Raw genomic sequence first — 21,288 nt, forward strand, 5'->3', positions numbered from 1 at the left:
CTATTTATAAACAAGATGATGTAAACAAATGAAGTTCAAACTATTACTCTCTATCGCCGCATTCGCAGCATTAAGTGGCTGTGACGACACGGAAATTAAAGAAGTTACCAAAGAAGTGGTAGTGGAAAAGCCCGTTACCATCATTGAAAAAGTTGAAGTACCTGTGATCGTTGAAGTACCAAAAGGGTCAGCAAACGATGTGCAATTGGGTACCAGAGTACAGTTCTTAGTGAACCAACTTGAACAGAGCGCGCTCAAATCAAAACTTCAAGCTTGTCAGAATGGGCCTTTTTACAAGACTGACTTTTCAATTGGTCACCGCGGTGCGCCGATGCAATACCCCGAACATACCAAAGAATCTTATGTTGCAGCAGCCAAGATGGGAGCTGGCATATTAGAATGTGACGTCACCTTTACCAAAGATAAAGAATTAGTGTGTCGTCATTCACAATGTGACTTACACACCACAACCAATATTCTAGCAATCCCAGAGTTGGCGGCTAAGTGCTCACAACCGTTTACACCTGCTGACGAAGCCTCGGCTACTTTAGCCAGCGCCCAGTGTTGTACCTCGGATATCACCCTCGCAGAATTTAAACAGCTCAAAGGCAAAATGGATGGTGCAAATCCAAACGCTAAAACAGTAGAAGAATACTTACAAGGCACAGCCAACTGGCGCACGGACCTTTACTCCAGTCAGGGTACACTATTGACGCACAAAGAGAGTATCGCGTTGTTTAAATCACTCAACGTTAAAATGACGCCTGAACTAAAATCAGCCAACGTCCCGATGCCATATGAAGGTATGACTCAAGCCATGTATGCACAGAAAATGATTGATGAATATAAAGCGCTTGATGTCGCTCCTGATAAAGTATTTGCGCAATCATTTAATCTAGACGATGTGAAGTACTGGATAAACAACGACGCGCAATTTGGTGCTCAAGCAGTTTACCTTGACGATAGATATGATATCGCGGGTTTCAACCCCAATAACTCCGAGACTTGGCAACCCACTATGGCCGAGCTAAAAAACGACGGCGTACAAATTATCGCGCCACCACTTTGGATGCTAGTAACACTGGATAACAACAGCAACATCATCCCATCCGAGTATGCAAAAGCCGCTAAAGAGGCTGGTTTAGATATTATCACATGGACCCTAGAGCGCTCAGGTCCGCTAGCAAACGGCGGTGGCTGGTATTATCAATCTATTAGCGATGTGATCAACAGCGATGCTGATGCACTGGTACTGCTTGATGTGCTGGCTAAACAAGTTGGCGTCATTGGAGTATTTAGTGACTGGCCTGCTACCACCAGTTTCTACGCTAGTTGTATGGGTATGGCACCGAGCATTTGACGAAGCTGGAGCTTCAAGACAACCATTAAGTAATGTCAGCTCCTATTTTAGGAGCTTTTTATTTTTAAGCGCTCCAGCGTAAGACTAAAACACAAAGATACTTAGGTTGACGAATTGGATTCAATCGCATACCGTGACCGAGATAAAACGCCAGAGACACCGTGCTTAGCCTCTGTAAAATAAGGAAATAATATGAGTATATTGACTTGTATCGCAAAGCTCACTGCAAAGTCTGAATACAAAGAAACCGTCGCATCAGAACTTCGCAAAATAGTTTTACCTACCCGCAGTGAAAATGGTTGTATTAATTACGATATGCATATCGACAATGAGAATGATGTAGTATTTGTGTTTCATGAAACTTGGCAGTCAGAACAGGATTTAGATAACCATTTACAGTCATCACACATCAAGCAATGCTTTGAAGTAATAGGCGACATGCTAGAGTCTGTTGAAATATCAAGACTTACAAAGGTCGTAAGTTAATTACCTTAAACCTCAAGTCAGGTTCGGTTACATTAACTCCATATTTAGTGTAGCCGTGCCATTTAAACCACAATTACCGCAAATCCATACCATAGATGGGCCTTTGTAAAATCCCCTTACAATAAGCTAAACACCCGTAACATCAGCGGCATTTACCTACGTAACTAAAAGTTTATAATAACCTCATCTGTGACAATAAGAACCAACACATGCTGGTAGAATTTGATAAGTTTCGTTTTAATACCGACAATGGGTTATTAACCTGTGAAGGTAAGTCCATCTACCTAAAACCCAAGCAACAAGCATTATTAACCTTTTTTATCGAACATGCAGGAACAACACTCAGCAAAGAGCGTATCTTGGAATCTGTATGGCAGGAACGAATTGTTTCCGAGCAGGTTGTGTTTCAAACCATAAGTCAGTTGCGAGCTATCATCGGCGAACGAGCAGTTCAAACATACTCCCGCAGGGGTTATAAATGGAATCTACCAGTCCAGCAAGTCACCTCAGATTCACCACCTATCCCCGCTTTGAAAAACCAGATAAAGATGCCAAAACGCACACTTATGACCGTTATTGCCCTTGGCATTTTTACACTCTGCCTCTGGCTGAGTAGAAACTTACAGCCCGCTCCCGAGTCTATTCATGTGTTACCTTTTAATGGTATCAGTGAAGTTGCGCTAACTAACAGTAGCTATGATTTTGTCCCTGCAGCTCACCCCCCAGCCTTTGCTTCTGATTTCCTAACAATGCCAATACTGGTATGGCATGAGCTCTTTGCCGACAAAACTCATTGGCTGCTTGGCGGTCGCGTTTATAGGCTAGACAAAGGCGCAGTATTGGAGTTTCGTCTACAAAACGGTGACCAATACTGGCATGACTATATTTTTAGTCTCGACCCAACACAATTCGGCGTTTTATTAAATAAAAAAATGACAGAACTACAAAAGCTTGGGTTATTTAAGAAGAACCAAACATCTGCACATTGGGTCAGTTTACTAAGAGAACAAAGCGCACACGCTTCTCAGGCGAGCATCGATTTATTTTTAGCTAACCACTTTAACGAGTTAGGACACACCGACACGGCTCTGGCTTATTTAAATAGCATTCTAGCGTTACCGAAAACGGTTGAAGATACACCTATTTATGCAAGAGCAGCATTACAAAAAGCGCTCATCTATAAGCACAGTGGTCAGTACGATAGAGCACTTGAGACCTTAAATGATGTTGATGCTAAAACAGATTTCATCGCACTAATTTGGCCACTTAAGCTTGAGCTTATCAAAGCCCGAGCATTTTTAGCCTATGCCATGCGCGACTCTGAGCAAGTAAGCGCACAGTTGAACCTTGGGGCAGCACTTGCGAAACAAAATATTGATGCCATAGGTCGTTTCCAATTGCACATTCTAGACTCAATACTGTCCGCTAAACTGGGCTTGAATGAGCGCAAGTATGTACAATTGAACGAGGCCCAGCAACTAATTACAGAGCAGCGATTACATCCTGCTAATTTGGCCTTTATCTATTTACACTACGCCTTATTCGCCAGCGATAATGATACGGTAATTAAGTATCTTAATAAGATTATTGAGCTACCTCGCACACAAAACAACTTTTGGGTATTGGATGACGCCTACGAACGACTATTTGATCTATACATTAAAGCCGATATGCTCACACAAGCACATGCCTTGTTAGTGACCAAAAAAATACAAACGGTTAATCATAACCTACTTCGTGCAAGACTCTTGCTTGCACAGAATCAAACCCAACAAGCTATTGCTGTACTGGAACAAAGTTACCAGCAATCGCAACGCGAATTCGATAAAAACGGTAGTATCAATGCTGCTCGCGCGCTCTATCAATATTTAGATAAACAAGACAGCAAGCGACAGCTCTATCATGATTTTTTGCAACGTAACGGAGAACAGAAATGGTTAGAGCGCCAGCATAATGAACAAGGCTAGCACTCTATTTGGGAGGTTTTGAAGTCTCTGTAAAATGAAAGTGGCAGACCACTTTCACTAAAAAATAACCAGCCTTGATACAATCAAGTTTTAATCAGCACCATAGTCTTTATTTGAACTCTAACCAATCAAGTTCAAACCAAAATGGAGTATCCATGCGGATTTCTAACGGTGCTTTACTCGCAACAAGCGTAGCCGCACCGGAATAAGTAGCTAACTTGTCGCCTTTTGGAATGTCATACCGTCCCACTAAGTGTGCCCCCTGCCACAATTCAAAACGCGTTGCTTGATCTGCCTGAGCTCTAAATGTTAACACTGCAAGTTTACTTTGCTTGACCTCAAAACCAAGTCTCACCCACGCTGGTTTGTGCGGTTTAATACCAGTTGGAAAATGATCGGGATTATCACTAAAGCCTGCGACTGTTGCCGTATCTCGTTTACTAATCCAATAATATTGGCCGTCAAAGAAATGCTCCGCCTCTATACGCTCATTATCTTTGAATATTTTTGCTTTACCATGAGCCACGATTTGACTACCAAGGCCTTCGCCTTGATCATTGTAAGAGAACACTTGATAGCGAACATATGCCTGCTCAGGCACAGTAATATCTGTATATTCAGGTGACTTAAGTTCATCAGCAAGTAAAGTAAAGCGCGTCGCATGGCCGTTAGCTGGATCACTGATAGCTCGATAAACAGCATACTTAACCCCATCACCTTCGACATCTAACCAGCTAATATTAATGCTTTTATTATTATCAGACCAAACCTTTACACCTACCGGTGTGGCGGGGATCATTTTCAGCTTATCAAGATGCTGGCGCTGCGCATGTTGCGCGTTTTTAAGTTGCTCTGAAAACTTCATGGTCGCTGCCGATACACTACCGTGCCCATCAGCCTCCAACACCAAGCGGATCCCCTCGAGGCCTCCTTGGAAGTCTCTGTCTATCCAATCTTGTACGTTCGCACCTCTTGGCTGCCAGTGCCATGCTTCACCTGCGACGACATACTGCTTACACTCTTTGCGCTGTGAGTCAGTATACTCATGACAGGTGCGTGTAAACTCCCTTACATTTCCCATCATGTCGTATAAACCAAATTGATTAGGCCGGTACATGCCCACTACAGTGTGGTAAATAGCACCATCATTACAGTCAGCACTGCGTTTATAACGTACTTTGTGGTGTTTTTTAAAACCTGCTATGTTGGCAATATCTTCCGTATTTTCATACTCGCAAATTTCTGTTTGCTTAAAGTCATCGGCAAAGGCCATGCGCCCGGTTTTGCCCGCTAACGCAGCGTAGCGCCACTGCGATTCACTAGGCAACTTATATGGCTTTTTGGTTTTTTCCGCTAGCCATTTAGCATAATCCAGCGCCCCTTGAATACCAGTACAGACAGCGGGTCGATATGGATTTTTGATGAATTCAGGTAAATCCCATGATGCGGGATTTTCAGGGTCGGGCCAACGCTTATCAGTAAATGCCATACAATTTTTTGGCACCTGATAGCCCGTATCCGCAACGAATTGAGAAAACTGTGCCACCGTGACTTCATACTTACTCATATAAAAGTCATGGCCTTTTAAGCCTTCACTTGCTGGAATGCGCTGTAATATTGGTTCAATAACATCATCTTTGCTCATCGCGTGAACACTCGACACACCAGTGCTTGCGGTAACAATTAAAGTTAAAAGAAAGTGTTTCATAAATGCTCCTGTGTAAATTCCTAAACACAGTATGCAATCAACGATGTGGGGTCTTATTGAACTTCTATTTTTTGAGAAATGTTTTTTTAATTTTATTATTCAGTACGTTAGGTTAGTTTCTATTTTTCTAACTTACCGCAAAGGTAATCTCACAAATGTGTGGGTTGCTGATCGTGACTGTCAATTTGAAGATATCATCAAGCACAACCAAATGTGTTTGCCCATCATGACTCAATTGTATGCACTCCTGGCGAGCCTCGTTGCGCTTTGTATCGACAGCGATACCTGACACTACTTGGCCTGTTTTTAAAGTTAAGCTAATGGGGTATTGATACATACAGACAATTTCAATGTAGTCATGCTCATCACAACTTAGCACAAACCACCTCCCATTGACGTTTACCTATGGCCAAAAAAGTCAAACCCCAACCGAAGTTGGGGTAGTGTACAATGACTAACTGTATAGCTTCTCAGGTACACGATTGACCTTGATGTGCACCGTTACTTCTTCGCGGTCATGGTACAAGTGTTTTGCCTGTAATTGATAATCCACTTCATACTTAGCTAATTCCTCATGGATCAACGTCAAGCACTCATAAACACTGTCAAAGCGCTTTTTCATCGGTAACTTAAGGTTAAATATCAGCTCTTTGGCAAAAGCATTTACTATCCAATCCAACATTAAATTAGTCACCTTCAACGGCTTTTCAACCATATCACATACTAACCAATTGATATTACGCTTCTCAGGTAAGTATTTAAAGCCATCTTCTGTGAAGTGCTTCACTTGTCCTGATTCCATCAAAGCTTCATTCATAGGACCATTATCAATGGCAGAAACGAACATACCTCGGCGCACCAACTGATAGGTCCAACCGCCAGGGCAAGCACCTAAATCCACCGCTCGCATGCCAGGTTGTACACGCTTTTCCACTTCATCTTTAGGAACGAATACATTAAAGGCTTCATCCAATTTCAAGGTAGAGCGACTCGGGGCATCTCCAGGCATTTTAAGACGTGGGATCCCCATAAAAAATGGAGAGTTATTGTTACTAAAAGAATAACCCACATAAGCTGTATCATTGGCTAAAAACAGAACATGCAACACTGGCTTTGACGGTTTGTGCTCTCGTGTTAGCTTGTTAAACTTCTCCAAGCTTTTTGCCAATGGAGTCGAAAACTTTTTACAGAATTTGGACAGCTCTTTTCCCTCGTTGGTATCAGGGGTTTCAACGCGCAAGTCACCGCACAGAGGAAAGTCACTAACAGCAGCTTTTACCTCACTCACCCTGTCTTCAATGGGCATATTACTGAGGAGTACGCCTGCAAACCACTGACGCGCAAACACCAGACTTTTAAAATCCACCTTCTTGATAAGCTCCTGCGCATCATTCGGTGAAAAGCACTCAAAAGTCACAAAGCCTGTGTTTGGTTTAGCTTTAACATAACCCCCTACGCCTTGCAAAGCAGCGTGATGGTTAATTTCAGCAGCGGCATCGTTTTCAAATCCACTGCGACAATAAATTACAACACTCGACATTGGTGCTCTCTTTTAAAATGTGTGTTTACTGATTTTAACGATCAAAACTAACCAAGCGGCAATAAAGCATAAGCCACCTATTGGCGTGATAGCTCCTAACCATTTATACCCTGTTAGCGCAAGTAAGTATAAACTACCGCTAAAAAGCATAATACCCGCTATTAACAACCAACCTGATAAACCGACCTTAACACCCCATTTTAATAATAAGGCGACCGCTATCAACGCCAAACCATGGGTCATTTGGTAATCGCTAGCCGTTTTAAAGATACTCAAAGCATAATCATCCAAATGACGCTTTAGACCGTGCGCGGCAAAAGCACCAAGCATGACTGACAACATACAAAAGCTGCTGCCAGCTAAGAGGAATACTTTAATCATTGGCATGTTCCCGCATAAATTCAGTAGCCTGCTTAGCCGCTTCAAGTAAATGCTCAGCTTCACTGTAACCGCTTTTTTTACGAGGCTTAAGTGAGTGGTCACCATCTTCAAAAAAGATGAATTCTGGAGATTTATCCAGTTTCATCTGCGCTAGCTCAATTTGATTACCAAAGGTATCACGCTCTCCTTGTAAGACTAAAAATGGGCAAGGGATATCCGAAAAATGATCAATTCTCAATTTCTCGGGTTTACCTGGTGGATGAAATGGATAACCCATGGCAATCACACCTTTTATTGGATATTTCCCTTGAGTAGCTAACATTGAAGCCATTCTTCCTCCCATTGATTTCCCCCCAATAAATAGCGGAAGTTGTTTGTTCGCTTGTTCTAACTGATTGGCAAAGCAGGCTAACAATTTTGGGGCTCTATCTGGTGGGCGACGTTTACCTTGTGCTTTAGCTTGTTGCATGTATTCAAAATCAAACAGGCCAACTAAAATGCCAAGCTCACTCAAATGTTGTGCGATAGTTTGCATAAATGGCGAGTCGCTGCCAGCCCCCGCACCATGGGCAAAAATAAACTGAGCGACGGGTTTGTTTGGTTTGAACCACTGTATTGTCATTACAATTGCTCTTGTTCTACAAGACTGAGCATCCAGTCTCTAAATGATACGATTTTACCTAATTCCGCTTGCGATTCACGCAGCACTAAGTAGTAGGCGTTTTTACTCTCTAGAACGTGGTTAAAGGGAATAATCAAACGTCCGGAGTCTAAATCAGGCTTTGCCAATACACTATTACCCAACGCCACCCCCTGACCATGCACCGCAGCTTGCAGCACCATTGATGAGTGGCTAAAGATTGGCCCCTGATTCACCTGTACATTTCTAACTCCCGCTGTTTTCATCCACGCCTTCCAGGCCTTTCTTGAGGTGTCATGAAGTAAAGTATGATGAGACAAATCACTGGGTTGATCTAGTGGCTTAGGACCATTGAGTAACAATGGACTACATAATGGTACTAAGTACTCCGTATGTAACTTATGAGTTTGTACGCTACTCCAATGCCCACGGCCATAGTAAATTGCCACGTCAACATCATCAGTTAGGGAATTTTCATCATGATCCTGCGCTTTGATCCGCACATCGATCTCTGGATGAAGTTCATTAAACTGGCTAAGCCTTGGTACCAACCATTGAATCGCAAAACTGGGCGTTAAACTGACCGTCAACGACCCCTTAGCGCCGCGAGCTAATAGTTTTTCAGTGGCATCAATCAACTGAGAGAAAATTTCTTTAATATCTAGAAAATAGCCCTGCCCTTCCTCAGTTAGCAATAGTGAGCGGTTCTTACGAAGGAATAACTTTAGTCCCAAATGTTCTTCTAATATTTTAATTTGGTGACTAACCGCAGCTTGTGTAACGTATAGCTCTTCTGCAGCTTTAGTGAAGCTCAAATGCCTGGCAGCTGCTTCGAACGCTTTAAGCGCATTCAATGGAGGAACTCTTCTGGACATAGCTAAAATGCCTTACACGTTAAGCCATCACGGCCCAGCAGATGCTGGGCTACCTGTTTGGGTTATAAGTCACTAGCACTGGTATCAAGTGCAGGGAAGCTCTTGACCAGTTCATCGACCGCTTTCATTTGCTGTAAGTAGCCTTCCAGCTTAGCCAATGGCAAAGCACAAGGCCCATCGCATTTAGCTTCATTTGGATTCGGATGAGCCTCAATAAATAGCCCAGCCAAACCAAGTGCCATACCACTGCGGGCCAGCTCAGCGGCCTGAGCTCGACGTCCATCAGCTGAATCACTACGTCCCCCCGGACGCTGCAAAGCGTGGGTGGCATCAAAAATCACCGGTGCCATATGTTTCATATCATCCATGCCCAACATATCGACGACTAAGTTGTTGTAGCCGAAACTGCTGCCTCGTTCGCACAAAATAACCCGTTCATTCCCAGCTTCTTTGATTTTCTTTAAAATGTGGCGCATCTCATGAGGTGCTAGGAATTGTGGCTTCTTAACGTTGATCACCGCGCCAGTTTTTGCCATTGCCACGACTAAATCTGTTTGACGTGCCAAAAACGCTGGTAACTGTATGATATCCGCTACTTCTGAAACAGGCTGCGCTTGGAATGGCTCATGCACATCTGTGATGATTGGAACATTAAAAGTCTGTTTGATCTCCGCAAAGATTTTTAGACCTTCGTCCATCCCCGGACCACGGTATGAGCTGATAGATGAGCGGTTTGCTTTATCAAAAGACGCCTTAAAAACATAAGGAATGTTTAGCTTCTGCGTTACTTCAACATAGTGCTCAGCAATGCGCATCGCTAAGTCACGCGACTCCAGTACGTTCATCCCACCAAACAAAACAAACGGTTTATCGTTTGCGATTTCTATGTTAGCCAGACTGATCGTTTGTGTATTCATATTTCTTCCAATTTAACTGCCAATGATACGCAGCAACTGTCCACAGAGCCACGCCATATACGTACCTAGCGCATAACCAAGTACTGCTAATAATACCCCCACCGGAGCCAATGCGGGGTGAAATGCTGATGCCACAACTGGCGCAGAAGCGGCCCCACCAATGTTTGCTTTGCTACCCACTGCGACGTAAAACACTGGCGCTTTAATGAGCTTTGCTACCAAGAATAATAGTCCAATATGGATCGCCATCCAAATAACACCAATGATCATATACTTAGGAGCTTCAACAATTTTAGTTATATCCATATGCAAACCAATGGTAGCAATTAAGATATACAGAAAGCTCGCGCCTACCTTTGAAGCGCCCACGGCTTCATATTGACGTGCTCTGGTAAATGAAAGCGCCAAGCCTATGCTAGTTACTAAAACAATGATCCAGAATAGTTTACTGTGTAAAGAGAACTTTTTCAGACCTGGGTAATATTCAACAAACAAAGGCACCAATATATCTGCGGCAAAGTGGGCAAGCCCCGTTGCTCCAAATGCCAAAGCTAGCATGATCATGAGATCACTAAGCTCAGGTTTTCGCGCATGCTGAGCTTCAAACTTCTGAACTTTATCAATTAACCGATCAATTGAACGGGTATCAGCACCCGTTCTTTCATCTATCTCTTTATGTTTTGCGGCGAGCATTAACAAAGCGGCCATCCACAAATTGGCAACCACAATATCAACTGTCACCATCACTGTGAAAATCTCTCCACCAGCACCATATATCTCTTTCATGGCGAGCATATTAGCGCCCCCACCAATCCAACTTCCAGCTAAAGCTGCCATACCGCGCCACAATGCCTCGGGTCCAGCTACGCCAAGTAATTCAGGCATGATACTTGCGACAATAAGTAAGGCAATAGGCCCGCCGATAACTACCCCTATGGTACCTGTCAAAAACATAATGATGGCTTTTTTACCCAAACCAAAAATAGCTTTGAGATCAATGCTAAGTGTTAGCAATACCAAGCATGCGGGTAATAAAAAGTATTTAGCAACGGTGTAAACATCATTGTTGTTGCCATCGACGATACCAAAGGTGTTAAGTAATGATGGCAAAAAATAGCACATTAATAAGGCGGGTACGTACTTATAAAACTTGGCCCAAAAGCCCTGCTTTAAATTTGATGTATAAAACACAAATCCAAGAATGAGCGCAAGTAGGCCCAAAATAACGGCATTATTTGTGATTAAAGCTGAACCTTCTTCCATAGCAGCCCTCGTTATTAATTTTTTTAGTGGAGTATGTTGTTATGATCGGCAAGTTCTGCGATTTGGTGCTGAATAATCTCTATGGTTGGATCATCTGGGCACTCGTCAACAAAGAATTGTAGATCTTCCTTTGCCATTTTTGGGCAATTCAGTTGGTTGAGTAAATAACCTCTATCGCGGCGTTCGTAAGGATCATCACCTATCAAATCCATCAATAACTCAACACAACTTAATGCATGACTAAACTTATCCGCGGCAATAAAGGCCCACTTTTGTTGTGCTAGATAGAGCTTAACGACTTCATCTCCCATCACAAGTTCTAATGGTTCTTCATTCTTATCCGCTTCGGTTTCATTTTCAGGTACAATATACCAGTTTTGCTGCCCATTACTTGGGTCAACCAGATAGCCTTCATCATTGCTTATAGCAACATGAATCACGACCTCGCCCTCACTTAAAGCTAAATTCGCATCAAACTCAGCACGTTGTAAGAGATAACTGAGTATCATGGCGAGCGCCGTAGGAGAGCCACTGCGCATGTTAAGTACGTAACATACACTGTTGAGCGCATATTCAGGAATATTTTGATCACTGCCACTAAATAACCAAACAGTATAAAAGGCATCTAATAATTTATCTAAACGCTCATGTTGGTGCGAGTATTGGGCACAAATTTTATCTACCAGCAATTCTAACTCTGATAGCTGACAAAAGCTGGTTTCTAGCTTGGCTTGCGCATCCCAATGCCTCTCCGCCTTTATACAGCGAAATAGCGGATCCTGAGGTATGTAATCTGTACTACCGTCTTGTTCTTCGAACCAGATATCAGTCATATATACCGAGTTAACTCACAATTTCTAATAAACGAAAGTCTAGTCTACCACTTTTTGCTACAGACCCAAATAGCGATGCCATAAGCTGCATACTTTTAATTACCACAGTCGATTAGTAGTGTGTGACAACAGCTTATTGACAGAAACTAAAAAAAGCGCATGAAAGCGCTTTTTTAACACAAACCTGTGGCGTTTAGATTACAAAATAAATGCTGATTTTGTGCCTGCTAAATAGCCTATACCCAACAGCGAAATTGTAACCCCTACAAAAGTCGCTATTTGCGTTTTTTTGCTTTTAGATTTTGCACCTATCACACCAAGCGCAATGTAAGCGATGACCAGTACTATCTTTTCTAGCAACCAAGGTTGCCCGAAAGGGTTAATACTACCAACCACTAACAGAGCTATTGCCGACACCAATAACAGCGTATCAACACTATGACTGACAATAAAAACTCCTTTGTTAGCTGCTAACTTGCCACTGGCAAAACGAGAAAAAGCACGGGTGTAAAATAATAAAATGCTGAGCACAACGAACAGCATGTGCGTGTGTTTTAGTGCTATATAATCCATATTTACTCTTTTAGTTAATGTTGTTTGTCTGGAAAATGAGCCAAAATGGCCTCTACATCATCAATATGCTCATTCAAAATATCAACCAAGCTAGGGTCAAAGTGTTTGCCCTTTTGGTTGTTGATCTCAGCCAATGCCTGTTCTTTGCTCCAAGGTTCTTTATAACAGCGCTTGTGACGCAATGCATCATACACATCTGCTAGTGCCACAATGCGACCAAAAATATGAATATCTTCGCCTTTTTTCCCTTCTGGATAGCCGGTGCCATCCCACTTTTCATGATGCTCTTTGGCGATAACCGCACCCGCATTGACGATTTCTCTTCTTGAGTCCTGCAAAATTCGATAGCCTTTGGTAGTATGTGACTTCATCACGTCCCACTCTTCTTCGTTGAGCTTGCCAGGCTTATTAAGAATGGCATCAGGGATCCCAACCTTACCAACATCATGTAATGGCGACGCCATTCTCAGTAACTCCACATCGTGATGACTTAAACCGCTATGACTGCCGAACAGTTCACACATGTATGCAACGCGCTTAACATGATTGCCCGTTTCTGTAGAGCGCTGTTCAAGTGCTTCACTTAAGCGATACACGAGTTCCTGCTGAGTGCTCTCAATTTCCGCTTGTAATTGCACATTTTCATATGCCAGTTGTACATTTTGCGAGAATATTTTTATTAGGTGCTTTTGAGTATCGGTCAAGTATTCAGGTATCCCCGACACAAAGAGCATAGAACTATGGTTGTACTCACTAGAACAGTATGCAAATAAGTAATTGTTTTTATATACAATACCTTTTTCACTAAGCGCTTGATTACAAGCATCAAGCTGCTCAGATGTTAAGACCTCTGTAATGGGTTTCCCCTCACAGCGCTCAAATTCACCGCGCCCTGTAAACACCACCAGCTGATCACTCTTTCTACTGCTTAAATTGCTGGCCACCAATGACGTGGCATACATCGCCTCATCTACGGTGCCAAGTAAAGACGTCAGCTGCTGCATGACGCCTTGAATAAAGTGTTCAATTGAATGAGTTGCAAATATATCCCTTGATGCGCAAATAATTTTTTCTAAACCCTGACGGGACTGCTCAATAGCAAGAATATCTCGATATGAACGAAGGCTCGACATCACCACAGTGAAAAGTTTTTGTGCAGTCAATTCGGTTTTAGATTTGTAATCATTGATATCGTAGTTGACGATAACTTGACGTTCAGGAGCTTGGCCCGGTTGTCCTGTTCTTAGAATAATACGAATATGGTTATTCTTCGCTTCTTCACGAATAAACTTAGCTACTTGTAACCCCGCATCATCAGTTTCCATAACCACATCAAGTAGCACAATGGCTGCATCCGGGTGTTCACTGATGACTTTACGCGCTTCTTCCCCAGAATAGGCGCTCAAAAACTCTAAGCGTTTTTTTTGAAATTCAAAGTCACTCAAAGCCAACTTGGTCACAGCATGGACTTCTGGTTCATCGTCAACGATGATCACTTTCCATTTGCCACTATGCTCTGGCTCAATGACTTCACTCGGTTCATCAGAAAACAAAAACTCATCCATACAGGGATCCTTTCAGTGCACGTCAATAGGGTTTACGAGGACTCACCCAGCCATTGGGCCAGAGTGACACGATCACAGCCTGCCATATCTTTAATTGTAAGTATATTGCTATAAGTCATTTGTGCAAAATACTGCTGCAATTTAACAGCTTGCCTATAGCCATGCTCAATCAGTAAATAGCCACCATAATTGAGATGTTGTATACCTTGCGCAATGATAATCTTAATATCAGCCATACCTTCATCATCGGCGACCAAAGCGCTCAAGGGTTCAAATCTTACATCCCCCTGTGACAGATGGTGATCATCATGCTCAATATACGGTGGGTTACTTACTATCAGATCAAACTTTTCATGCTTTACAGCCTGATACCAATCGCTTTGTGTAATCTTGACGTTACTAAAGCCTAATTTGTGCTGATTGCGCTTAGCAAGCGCTACGGCATCGTGAGAATAATCCAGTGCTGTAATTTCCCACGTCGGTTGCTCAGAGGCTAACGCCAGTGCAATAGCACCTGTTCCTGTCCCTAAGTCAAGAACCTTGGCATTCTCTGGTAAATTCAAGCTCAACGCATGTTCAACAAGCGCTTCTGTATCTGGCCTTGGGATCAATGTGCTGGCGTTCACTTCCAGCGGCAAACTCCAAAACTCGCGCATACCAGTAATATGCGCAACTGGTTCTCCCTGTCGACGCCTATTAATCAAGGCTACAAATTGTGTCTGCTGTTGTTCGGAAAGTTGTGCATCTGGCCAAGCAAAAAGGTAACTGCGAGGTTTATCCAACACATAAAGTAGTAAGACTTCACAGTCTAACTTGGCACTATCTGAAGTGGTATCTAAAAGTTTAGTAGCCCAAGCAATCGCTTGGGCAACATTGTATGTTGTCACGCTTATTCTTCACCCATCGCAGCGAGTAAATCTGCCTGATGTTCTAATAATAGCGGATCTATGATGGCACTCAGATCACCTGCCACGATTTCGTTTAAGCGATATAAAGTCAGGTTGATACGGTGATCGGTAATGCGTCCTTGTGGGTAATTGTATGTACGAATACGCTCCGAACGGTCACCACTACCAACTAGATTACGACGTTCTGAAGCTTCAGCCGCTTGACGCTTCTCATCTTCTGCCTGCTGTAAGCGTGCGCCAAGTACAGACAAAGCTTTCGCTCGGTTCTTATGCTGTGAACGTTCATCCTGACACTCAACAACCACACCCGTTGGTAAGTGTGTAATACGAATCGCAGAATCTGTTTTGTTTACGTGCTGACCACCGGCACCCGAAGCGCGGAATGTATCTATTTTTAGATCCGCAGAATTAATCTGAATAGCTTCTGCTTCTGGCACTTCAGCCATCACAGCAACAGTACATGCCGAGGTATGTACACGACCCTGAGATTCAGTTTCTGGTACACGCTGAACACGATGCGCTCCAGACTCAAACTTAAGTTTCCCGTAGACACCGTCGCCGCTGATATTAGCAATGATCTCTTTATAGCCACCATGTTCACCTTCATTGGCACTGATCACTTCAACTTTCCATTTTTGTGTCTCTGCATATCGGCTGTACATGCGGAACAAGTCGCCAGCGAAAATTGCCGCTTCATCACCACCTGTACCCGCTCGGACTTCAAGAAACACGTTATTGTCATCTTTTGGATCTTTTGGCAGCATCAACACTTGCAAGTCATCTTCAAGTTGAGCAATTGTGGCTTTAGCCTCTTTATACTCTTCCTGTGCCATTTCCCGTATATCTGGGTCTGAATCTTTGAGCATCTCTTCCGATGTCGTAACATCTTCTTGGGCTTGTTGATAAGCAGCAAACGCCTTAACGACATCTTCAAGTTCTGAATACTCTTTTGATAATGCGCGAAAACGGTTTTGATCACCGATCACTTCTGGGTCACTTAGCATCGCTTGCACTTCTTCATAGCGCTCGGCTAAGGTCTCTAACTTACGGTATACGGACTCTTTCATTAACGTCTTATTCCTGCTCAATTCCTAATGTTTGTTTAAGTTGCGCCAGTTGCTCAACGTCTCCCAATTTTGCAGCTTCTTGAATTGCTCTCGTTGGGGCGTGTGTTAATCGATTAGTAAGCTTATTGGCCAACTCTAGCAATACCTTATCTGAAGGCTTGCCTGATTCTAGTTGGTTAAGTGCTTTCTCAACCAACTCTGTTTTAATATGCTGGGCGCTGTCACGGTATTGACGAATGACATCCACAGACTTCAAAGAGCGCTGCCACTGAGAAAACTCTCTGGTTCTTTGTTCAATAATAGCCTGTGCTTGACGCGCCGCTTGTTCACGACTAGCCATATTTTCGCTGACAATGGCCTGTAAGTCATCTACTGAATACAAATAAGCCGCATCTAAATCTGCTACCTGACTTTCAATATCACGTGGCACGGCTATATCAATGAGCAACATCGGTTTGTGTCGCCTTTGCTTGAGTGCTTGTTCTACGACACCCTTACCGATTATCGGCAAAGTACTTGCTGTAGAAGAAATAACAATATCGGCTTTGTGTAACTCGTCTGGTAATTGCGCTAAAGAGATTACTTGTCCGTCCACCTCTTCAGCCAGCCCTTGCGCACGTTCAATCGTTCTATTTGCAACCGTGATAGATTTAGGATGGTGTTGGAACAAATGCTTAGCGACCAGCTCTATGGTTTCTCCCGCCCCAATTAATAGCACACGAGTTTTATCTAACTGACCATAAATGTGTTTCGCTAAGTTAACTGCGGCGTAAGCTACAGATACTGCACTGGCCCCAATATCCGTTTCAGTACGGACTTGTTTGGCCACCGAAAAGGTTTTTTGAAACAAGCGTTCAAAGGTGGGCTTAATGCCATTGTGATGCTTAGCGCTATTATAGGCCTGTTTAATTTGACCTAATATCTGTGGCTCACCGAGCACCAGTGAATCTAAGCCACAGGCCACACGCATCAAGTGATTCACCGCATCTTGGTTGTGGTGAACATAAACATTATCGCTCAGCTGAGCTTCATCTATATTGTGAAAACATGCGAGCCACTTAAGAACCACTTGGGAATTCTCACTCTCAAGGCTACAATAGATTTCGGTACGATTGCAGGTTGAAACTATCACTGACTCTTTAAACTGGGCGTGATGCGCCAGCTCAGTGAGTGCCTGAGATAATTGTTCAGGGGAAAAGGCAACTTTTTCGCGTAGTTCTACCGATGCCGTTTTGTGATTTATACCGAGTGCGATGATGGTCATAGATGCCAGAATTGCCCGAGCCCTGTTTTAAAGCCAGCAATTTTACCAAAAATCAATCGAATATGGAAAGTAAGGAACATCATTTGACACGATTTCATTTGATTTTGCTCATGTTTTTTTTATTTCTTAACGGATGTGCGCAAAAAATCTCCCCCACACAGCAGCAAAACCAAGACTGGAAGGCACTATTACAGGAACAAACCAATTGGCAAGCAAGTGGTAAGTTGGCCTTTTTAAGTGATACGCAACGCCAGTCAGCCAACTTTAATTGGCAACTCAAAGACAATAAACAGCAACTTATCCTGACCAGTTTTATCGGTACGCGAATTTTATCCTTAACAGAATTGGGAAAATACAGTGAACTTGAATATGATGGCAACACATATTTAGACCAAGATAGTCAAAAGCTTGTGAAACGCTTAAGTGGCATGGATTTACCCGTTGCCCACGCCCCTGCATGGCTTACAGGCACTGTAGAGAATGACAGTAATCAATACGATACTTATGGACGCTTAACTTCTAGCAGTTGGCGCGATGAACAAGGTCAGCTTTGGCAAGCAAGCTATACTCAATACTCCTTAATCGATGAAATGTGGCTTCCAACACGCATTAACCTGACCCATAATACTCTCAAAATCAAAATTCAGCTCAACTCATGGCAGTTTTAATATGACTTCGCTTTCGTTAATGGCTCCAGCCAAATTAAACTTGTTTCTACATATCAATGCACAACGTGCAGATGGCTATCATGAGCTCGAGACGCTGTTCACATTTTTAGACTTCGGAGATGAACTCAATTTTACCTGCACACAGCAAGACGACATAGAGATTGAGGGTGATACAGGCGCTATAGCGCTTGAAGACAACCTCATCTACAAAGCGGCTGTTGCATTGCGCCCTTTTCGTAGTGTTGAAACAGGTATTTCTATCAAACTGAGTAAAAAACTTCCCATGGGAGGAGGTGTCGGCGGTGGTTCTTCAGATGCAGCCACAACATTATTGGCAATAAATCAATTATGGAAATGTAATTTAAGTCATCAAAAATTGGCTGAAATTGGCCTAAAATTGGGTGCTGATGTCCCAGTTTTTGTCAATGGAAAAACCGCATTCGCACAAGGGGTAGGAGAAAAGTTAACCGCCGTGAACCTGCCCCAGCGCTGGTTTTGCGTGGTATTTCCCAATGTTCACGTCAGTACTGGAGCCGTCTTTACGCATCCAGACTTACCTAGAAACACACCTAGGCTGACAAGTGGTTGGCAATTGGCAAATACCAACAATGATTGTGAGGCTTTAGTTAAAAAGCTGTACCCTGAGGTTGAAAAGACCCTAGGGTGGTTGCTAAAATATGGGCCGACTCGTATGACGGGAACCGGAGCGTGTTGTTTTGTGGAACTTGATTGCGCAACAGCAGCACAGCGTGTGCTCGATTCATTACCGTCATGCTGGCAAGGGTTTGTAGCCCCAAGTACCAATATCTCGCCTGCTCATACGCAGCTTGATAGTTGGCTTAAAATGCAGAAGTAAATTGTTTAAGTTAGCCTGTTTTGACTCTGTCATTGCATGTTAGTCCAAAAATTCAGTGCCTGAGGAACCCTACCGTGCCTGACATGAAGCTCTTCGCTGGTAACGCAACACCTGAGTTAGCTCAAAAAGTTGCAAAACGTTTATTCATTGAATTAGGTGATGCTGTAGTTGGTCGTTTTAGTGACGGCGAAATCAGTGTTCAAATCAATGAAAACGTACGCGGATCGGATGTTTTCATTATCCAGTCAACTTGTGCCCCAACAAACGATAACCTTATGGAGCTTATCGTAATGGTCGACGCATTACGTCGTGCCTCTGCGGGTCGTATTACTGCTGTGATCCCTTACTTTGGTTACGCTCGCCAAGACCGTCGCGTACGTTCTGCTCGTGTGCCAATCACTGCTAAGGTTGTTGCTGATTTCCTTTCTAGCGTTGGTGTTGACCGTGTATTAACGGTTGATCTTCACGCGGAACAAATCCAAGGATTCTTTGACGTTCCTGTTGATAACGTATTTGGTAGCCCAGTATTGTTAGATGACATGAAAGAACGCGAGTTTGAAGATGTTGTAGTTGTTTCACCGGATATCGGGGGTGTAGTACGTGCTCGTGCTATCGCTAAACTACTTAACGATACAGATTTAGCTATCATTGATAAGCGTCGTCCACAAGCGAACGTATCGCAGGTTATGCATATCATTGGTGACGTTGCAGGTCGTGATTGTATCATCGTAGATGATATGATTGATACAGGCGGTACATTATGTAAAGCGGCTGAAGCACTTAAAGAACATGGTGCAAAGCGTGTATTTGCTTATGCTACACACCCGGTTTTATCAGGTGCAGCTGCTGAAAATCTTCGCAACTCTGTCATCGATGAAGTAATTGTCACAGATTCAATTCCATTGTCAGATGAGCTACGCGCATTAGATAACATTAAAGTGCTAACACTGGCTGATATGCTAGCAGAGACAATTCGTCGTATTAGCAATGAAGAGTCTATTTCAGCTATGTTTCAGCACTAATACGCTGAATAAACATCGCTATTAGCGCTATAAAAGCACCTTAGGGTGCTTTTTTTGTATCTCTATGTTTTATTTATTTCCCAGCAATGGTATAGTAGCGCGCCTTTTTAGGTAGGGTGTTTGGTCGCGAGCACCTTAAACATTAAACTAAAATTTTTGGAGACATTATGTCTAACGAATTATATACATTGAATGCCGAAGTACGTGCTGACTTAGGTACTGGTGCGAGCCGCCGCCTACGTCGTGCAGACAAGGTGCCAGCTATCCTTTACGGTGCTGAGAAAGACGCAGTTGCGCTTACTCTTGACCACAACAAAGTATTAAAGTCGCAAGAAGATGAAGGTTTCTACAGCCACATCCTTACGTTAAACATTGCTGGCGAGTCTGTAGAAGCAATTCTTAAAGACATTCAACGTCACCCGTACAAGCCTAAGATCACTCACTTAGACTTCCAACGTGTTGATGCGAACCACAAGATCCACACTAAAGTACCTGTACACTTCTTAAACGAAGAAAAAGCAACTAAAGGCGGTAACACTGTTGCTCACCTAGTTACTGAAATCGACGTAACTTGTTTACCAGCTGCACTTCCTGAGTTCATCGAAGTAGACGTAGCTGCTCTAGAAGTTGGTGCAACTTTACACCTATCTGACATCAAACTTCCAGCTGGTGTTGCTTCAGTTGAACTTGCTAAAGGCGAAGGTCATGACCAAGCGGTTGTTACACTAAACGCGCCTAAAGGTTCTGCGTCTGAAGAAGCAACTGAAGAAGCTGCAGAATAATTATTAAGGTGTAAGCACCTTGAATAATATTCAAATGCTTGTGGGCCTGGCTAATCCAGGCCCCGAATATCAAAACACACGTCACAATGCTGGTGAATGGTTCATTCTAGAACTAGCCAAGCGCTATAACTGCCAATTAAAGCCTGACGCCAAACATTTTGGTATGACGGGTAAAATCATTATAAATAATAAAGAATTCAAACTCCTGATCCCCACTACCTACATGAATTTAAGTGGTAAATCCGTAAGCAGTTTAGCAAATTTTTATAAAATTCCAGTTGAAGATATTCTTGTTGCACATGACGAAATGGATCTCGATCCAGGTATCGCCAAACTTAAAAAAGGCGGTGGTCATGGCGGCCACAATGGTCTCAAAGACATCATAGCCAAAATGGCTAACAACAAGGAATTTATGCGGTTACGAATTGGTATAGGTCATCCTGGGCACAAAGATAAAGTGACAGGCTGGGTGCTTGGGAAAGCGCCTAAAGAAGATCAGGAAAAAATTGATGCAGCAGTAGATGAAGCTGTGCGCTGTATGGAAATTCTAGCAAAAGACGGTGTGTTAAAAGCACAAAACAGACTACATTCATTTAAGCCGTGATCTAAATTT

General features: G+C 43.1%; 22 protein-coding genes. 8 read left to right on the top strand and 14 right to left on the bottom strand.

What is annotated here, in order from left to right:
• Positions 1-28: 28 nt before the first annotated feature.
• The 3 genes from BIW53_RS16765 (at position 29) to BIW53_RS16775 (ending at position 3,813) form a co-directional block, all read left to right on the top strand.
• Positions 29-1,360, top strand: coding sequence for a glycerophosphodiester phosphodiesterase family protein (locus tag BIW53_RS16765; protein ID WP_070993182.1), 1,332 nt, complete (start codon positions 29-31; stop codon positions 1,358-1,360).
• A 192-nt stretch (positions 1,361-1,552) separates the two neighbouring features.
• Positions 1,553-1,846 carry a putative quinol monooxygenase gene (locus tag BIW53_RS16770; protein WP_070993183.1) on the top strand — a complete coding sequence of 98 codons (294 nt, stop codon included), beginning with the start codon at positions 1,553-1,555 and terminating at the stop codon, positions 1,844-1,846.
• A gap of 209 nt (positions 1,847-2,055) precedes the next feature.
• Complete coding sequence (locus tag BIW53_RS16775; RefSeq protein ID WP_070993184.1) at positions 2,056-3,813, top strand: winged helix-turn-helix domain-containing protein; 1,758 nt, start codon at positions 2,056-2,058, stop codon at positions 3,811-3,813.
• Positions 3,814-3,922: 109 nt separating this feature from the next.
• On the opposite strand, the gene BIW53_RS16780 is transcribed toward BIW53_RS16775, so the two are convergent.
• From BIW53_RS16780 to hemA, 14 genes are all read right to left on the bottom strand, one after another.
• A complete protein-coding gene (locus BIW53_RS16780; protein ID WP_070993185.1) occupies positions 3,923-5,521 on the bottom strand; it encodes a formylglycine-generating enzyme family protein in 1,599 nt (532 codons plus the stop codon).
• Between the two features lie 127 nt (positions 5,522-5,648).
• Entirely contained in the window at positions 5,649-5,900 is a 252-nt protein-coding gene (locus BIW53_RS16785) for a Rho-binding antiterminator (RefSeq protein WP_070993186.1), read from the bottom strand.
• 75 nt (positions 5,901-5,975) lie between these two features.
• Entirely contained in the window at positions 5,976-7,061 is a 1,086-nt protein-coding gene (gene rlmM / locus BIW53_RS16790) for a 23S rRNA (cytidine(2498)-2'-O)-methyltransferase RlmM (RefSeq protein ID WP_070993187.1), read from the bottom strand.
• A gap of 12 nt (positions 7,062-7,073) precedes the next feature.
• A complete protein-coding gene (locus tag BIW53_RS16795) occupies positions 7,074-7,442 on the bottom strand; it encodes a DUF423 domain-containing protein (protein ID WP_070993501.1) in 369 nt (122 codons plus the stop codon).
• On the bottom strand, positions 7,435-8,064 hold the full coding sequence (locus tag BIW53_RS16800; protein WP_070993188.1) for an alpha/beta fold hydrolase: 630 nt from the start codon (positions 8,062-8,064) through the stop codon (positions 7,435-7,437). The genes BIW53_RS16795 and BIW53_RS16800 overlap by 8 nt, the downstream gene beginning before the upstream one ends.
• The gene (locus BIW53_RS16805) at positions 8,064-8,957 is read right to left on the bottom strand and encodes a transcriptional regulator GcvA (protein WP_070993189.1); all 894 of its coding nucleotides are present in this window, start codon (positions 8,955-8,957) and stop codon (positions 8,064-8,066) included. Before BIW53_RS16805 ends, BIW53_RS16800 begins: the two co-directional genes overlap by 1 nt.
• Positions 8,958-9,019: 62 nt before the next feature.
• The gene (kdsA, locus tag BIW53_RS16810; RefSeq protein ID WP_070993190.1) at positions 9,020-9,874 is read right to left on the bottom strand and encodes a 3-deoxy-8-phosphooctulonate synthase; all 855 of its coding nucleotides are present in this window, start codon (positions 9,872-9,874) and stop codon (positions 9,020-9,022) included.
• Between the two features lie 12 nt (positions 9,875-9,886).
• Entirely contained in the window at positions 9,887-11,137 is a 1,251-nt protein-coding gene (locus BIW53_RS16815) for a DUF819 family protein (RefSeq protein ID WP_070993191.1), read from the bottom strand.
• Between the two features lie 23 nt (positions 11,138-11,160).
• Positions 11,161-11,970 carry a tetratricopeptide repeat protein gene (locus BIW53_RS16820; protein ID WP_070993192.1) on the bottom strand — a complete coding sequence of 270 codons (810 nt, stop codon included), beginning with the start codon at positions 11,968-11,970 and terminating at the stop codon, positions 11,161-11,163.
• 198 nt (positions 11,971-12,168) lie between these two features.
• Positions 12,169-12,543, bottom strand: a complete 375-nt coding sequence (locus BIW53_RS16825; RefSeq protein ID WP_070993193.1) for a SirB2 family protein — start codon at positions 12,541-12,543, stop codon at positions 12,169-12,171.
• Positions 12,544-12,557: 14 nt separating this feature from the next.
• Positions 12,558-14,108 carry a response regulator gene (locus tag BIW53_RS16830; protein ID WP_070993194.1) on the bottom strand — a complete coding sequence of 517 codons (1,551 nt, stop codon included), beginning with the start codon at positions 14,106-14,108 and terminating at the stop codon, positions 12,558-12,560.
• A gap of 32 nt (positions 14,109-14,140) precedes the next feature.
• Positions 14,141-14,995: a peptide chain release factor N(5)-glutamine methyltransferase gene (gene prmC / locus BIW53_RS16835; RefSeq protein WP_070993195.1), complete on the bottom strand. Its 855-nt coding sequence runs from the start codon at positions 14,993-14,995 to the stop codon at positions 14,141-14,143.
• A gap of 2 nt (positions 14,996-14,997) precedes the next feature.
• Positions 14,998-16,083 carry a peptide chain release factor 1 gene (gene prfA / locus BIW53_RS16840; RefSeq protein ID WP_070993196.1) on the bottom strand — a complete coding sequence of 362 codons (1,086 nt, stop codon included), beginning with the start codon at positions 16,081-16,083 and terminating at the stop codon, positions 14,998-15,000.
• 7 nt (positions 16,084-16,090) lie between these two features.
• Positions 16,091-17,347, bottom strand: coding sequence for a glutamyl-tRNA reductase (gene hemA, locus BIW53_RS16845; protein ID WP_070993197.1), 1,257 nt, complete (start codon positions 17,345-17,347; stop codon positions 16,091-16,093).
• Between the two features lie 62 nt (positions 17,348-17,409).
• Between hemA and lolB the strand changes: the two genes are divergently transcribed.
• From lolB to pth, 5 genes are all read left to right on the top strand, one after another.
• Positions 17,410-18,015, top strand: coding sequence for a lipoprotein insertase outer membrane protein LolB (gene lolB / locus BIW53_RS16850; RefSeq protein ID WP_084228243.1), 606 nt, complete (start codon positions 17,410-17,412; stop codon positions 18,013-18,015).
• A 1-nt stretch (position 18,016) separates the two neighbouring features.
• Positions 18,017-18,871 (top strand): 4-(cytidine 5'-diphospho)-2-C-methyl-D-erythritol kinase, encoded by an 855-nt coding sequence (ispE, locus tag BIW53_RS16855; RefSeq protein WP_070993199.1) that lies wholly within the window; start codon positions 18,017-18,019, stop codon positions 18,869-18,871.
• A 74-nt stretch (positions 18,872-18,945) separates the two neighbouring features.
• A complete protein-coding gene (locus BIW53_RS16860) occupies positions 18,946-19,893 on the top strand; it encodes a ribose-phosphate pyrophosphokinase (protein ID WP_070993200.1) in 948 nt (315 codons plus the stop codon).
• A gap of 167 nt (positions 19,894-20,060) precedes the next feature.
• Complete coding sequence (locus BIW53_RS16865) at positions 20,061-20,675, top strand: 50S ribosomal protein L25/general stress protein Ctc (protein ID WP_070993201.1); 615 nt, start codon at positions 20,061-20,063, stop codon at positions 20,673-20,675.
• A gap of 19 nt (positions 20,676-20,694) precedes the next feature.
• Positions 20,695-21,279 (top strand): aminoacyl-tRNA hydrolase, encoded by a 585-nt coding sequence (pth, locus tag BIW53_RS16870; protein WP_070993202.1) that lies wholly within the window; start codon positions 20,695-20,697, stop codon positions 21,277-21,279.
• Positions 21,280-21,288 lie beyond the last annotated feature (9 nt).

Source organism: Pseudoalteromonas byunsanensis (assembly GCF_001854475.1).
GTDB lineage: Bacteria > Pseudomonadota > Gammaproteobacteria > Enterobacterales > Alteromonadaceae > Pseudoalteromonas > Pseudoalteromonas byunsanensis.

What these genes read in the sequence shown, in the direction of transcription:
- BIW53_RS16765 (WP_070993182.1), top strand. Translation starts at nt 29, where the DNA reads ATGAAGTTCAAACTATTACTCTCTATCGCCGCATTCGCAGCATTAAGT.
- BIW53_RS16770 (WP_070993183.1), top strand. Translation starts at nt 1,553, where the DNA reads ATGAGTATATTGACTTGTATCGCAAAGCTCACTGCAAAGTCTGAATAC.
- BIW53_RS16775 (WP_070993184.1), top strand. Translation starts at nt 2,056, where the DNA reads ATGCTGGTAGAATTTGATAAGTTTCGTTTTAATACCGACAATGGGTTA.
- BIW53_RS16780 (WP_070993185.1), bottom strand. Translation starts at nt 5,521, where the DNA reads ATGAAACACTTTCTTTTAACTTTAATTGTTACCGCAAGCACTGGTGTG.
- rlmM (WP_070993187.1), bottom strand. Translation starts at nt 7,061, where the DNA reads ATGTCGAGTGTTGTAATTTATTGTCGCAGTGGATTTGAAAACGATGCC.
- BIW53_RS16795 (WP_070993501.1), bottom strand. Translation starts at nt 7,442, where the DNA reads ATGATTAAAGTATTCCTCTTAGCTGGCAGCAGCTTTTGTATGTTGTCA.
- BIW53_RS16800 (WP_070993188.1), bottom strand. Translation starts at nt 8,064, where the DNA reads ATGACAATACAGTGGTTCAAACCAAACAAACCCGTCGCTCAGTTTATT.
- BIW53_RS16805 (WP_070993189.1), bottom strand. Translation starts at nt 8,957, where the DNA reads ATGTCCAGAAGAGTTCCTCCATTGAATGCGCTTAAAGCGTTCGAAGCA.
- kdsA (WP_070993190.1), bottom strand. Translation starts at nt 9,874, where the DNA reads ATGAATACACAAACGATCAGTCTGGCTAACATAGAAATCGCAAACGAT.
- BIW53_RS16815 (WP_070993191.1), bottom strand. Translation starts at nt 11,137, where the DNA reads ATGGAAGAAGGTTCAGCTTTAATCACAAATAATGCCGTTATTTTGGGC.
- BIW53_RS16820 (WP_070993192.1), bottom strand. Translation starts at nt 11,970, where the DNA reads ATGACTGATATCTGGTTCGAAGAACAAGACGGTAGTACAGATTACATA.
- BIW53_RS16825 (WP_070993193.1), bottom strand. Translation starts at nt 12,543, where the DNA reads ATGGATTATATAGCACTAAAACACACGCACATGCTGTTCGTTGTGCTC.
- BIW53_RS16830 (WP_070993194.1), bottom strand. Translation starts at nt 14,108, where the DNA reads ATGGATGAGTTTTTGTTTTCTGATGAACCGAGTGAAGTCATTGAGCCA.
- prfA (WP_070993196.1), bottom strand. Translation starts at nt 16,083, where the DNA reads ATGAAAGAGTCCGTATACCGTAAGTTAGAGACCTTAGCCGAGCGCTAT.
- hemA (WP_070993197.1), bottom strand. Translation starts at nt 17,347, where the DNA reads ATGACCATCATCGCACTCGGTATAAATCACAAAACGGCATCGGTAGAA.
- lolB (WP_084228243.1), top strand. Translation starts at nt 17,410, where the DNA reads ATGGAAAGTAAGGAACATCATTTGACACGATTTCATTTGATTTTGCTC.
- ispE (WP_070993199.1), top strand. Translation starts at nt 18,017, where the DNA reads ATGACTTCGCTTTCGTTAATGGCTCCAGCCAAATTAAACTTGTTTCTA.
- BIW53_RS16865 (WP_070993201.1), top strand. Translation starts at nt 20,061, where the DNA reads ATGTCTAACGAATTATATACATTGAATGCCGAAGTACGTGCTGACTTA.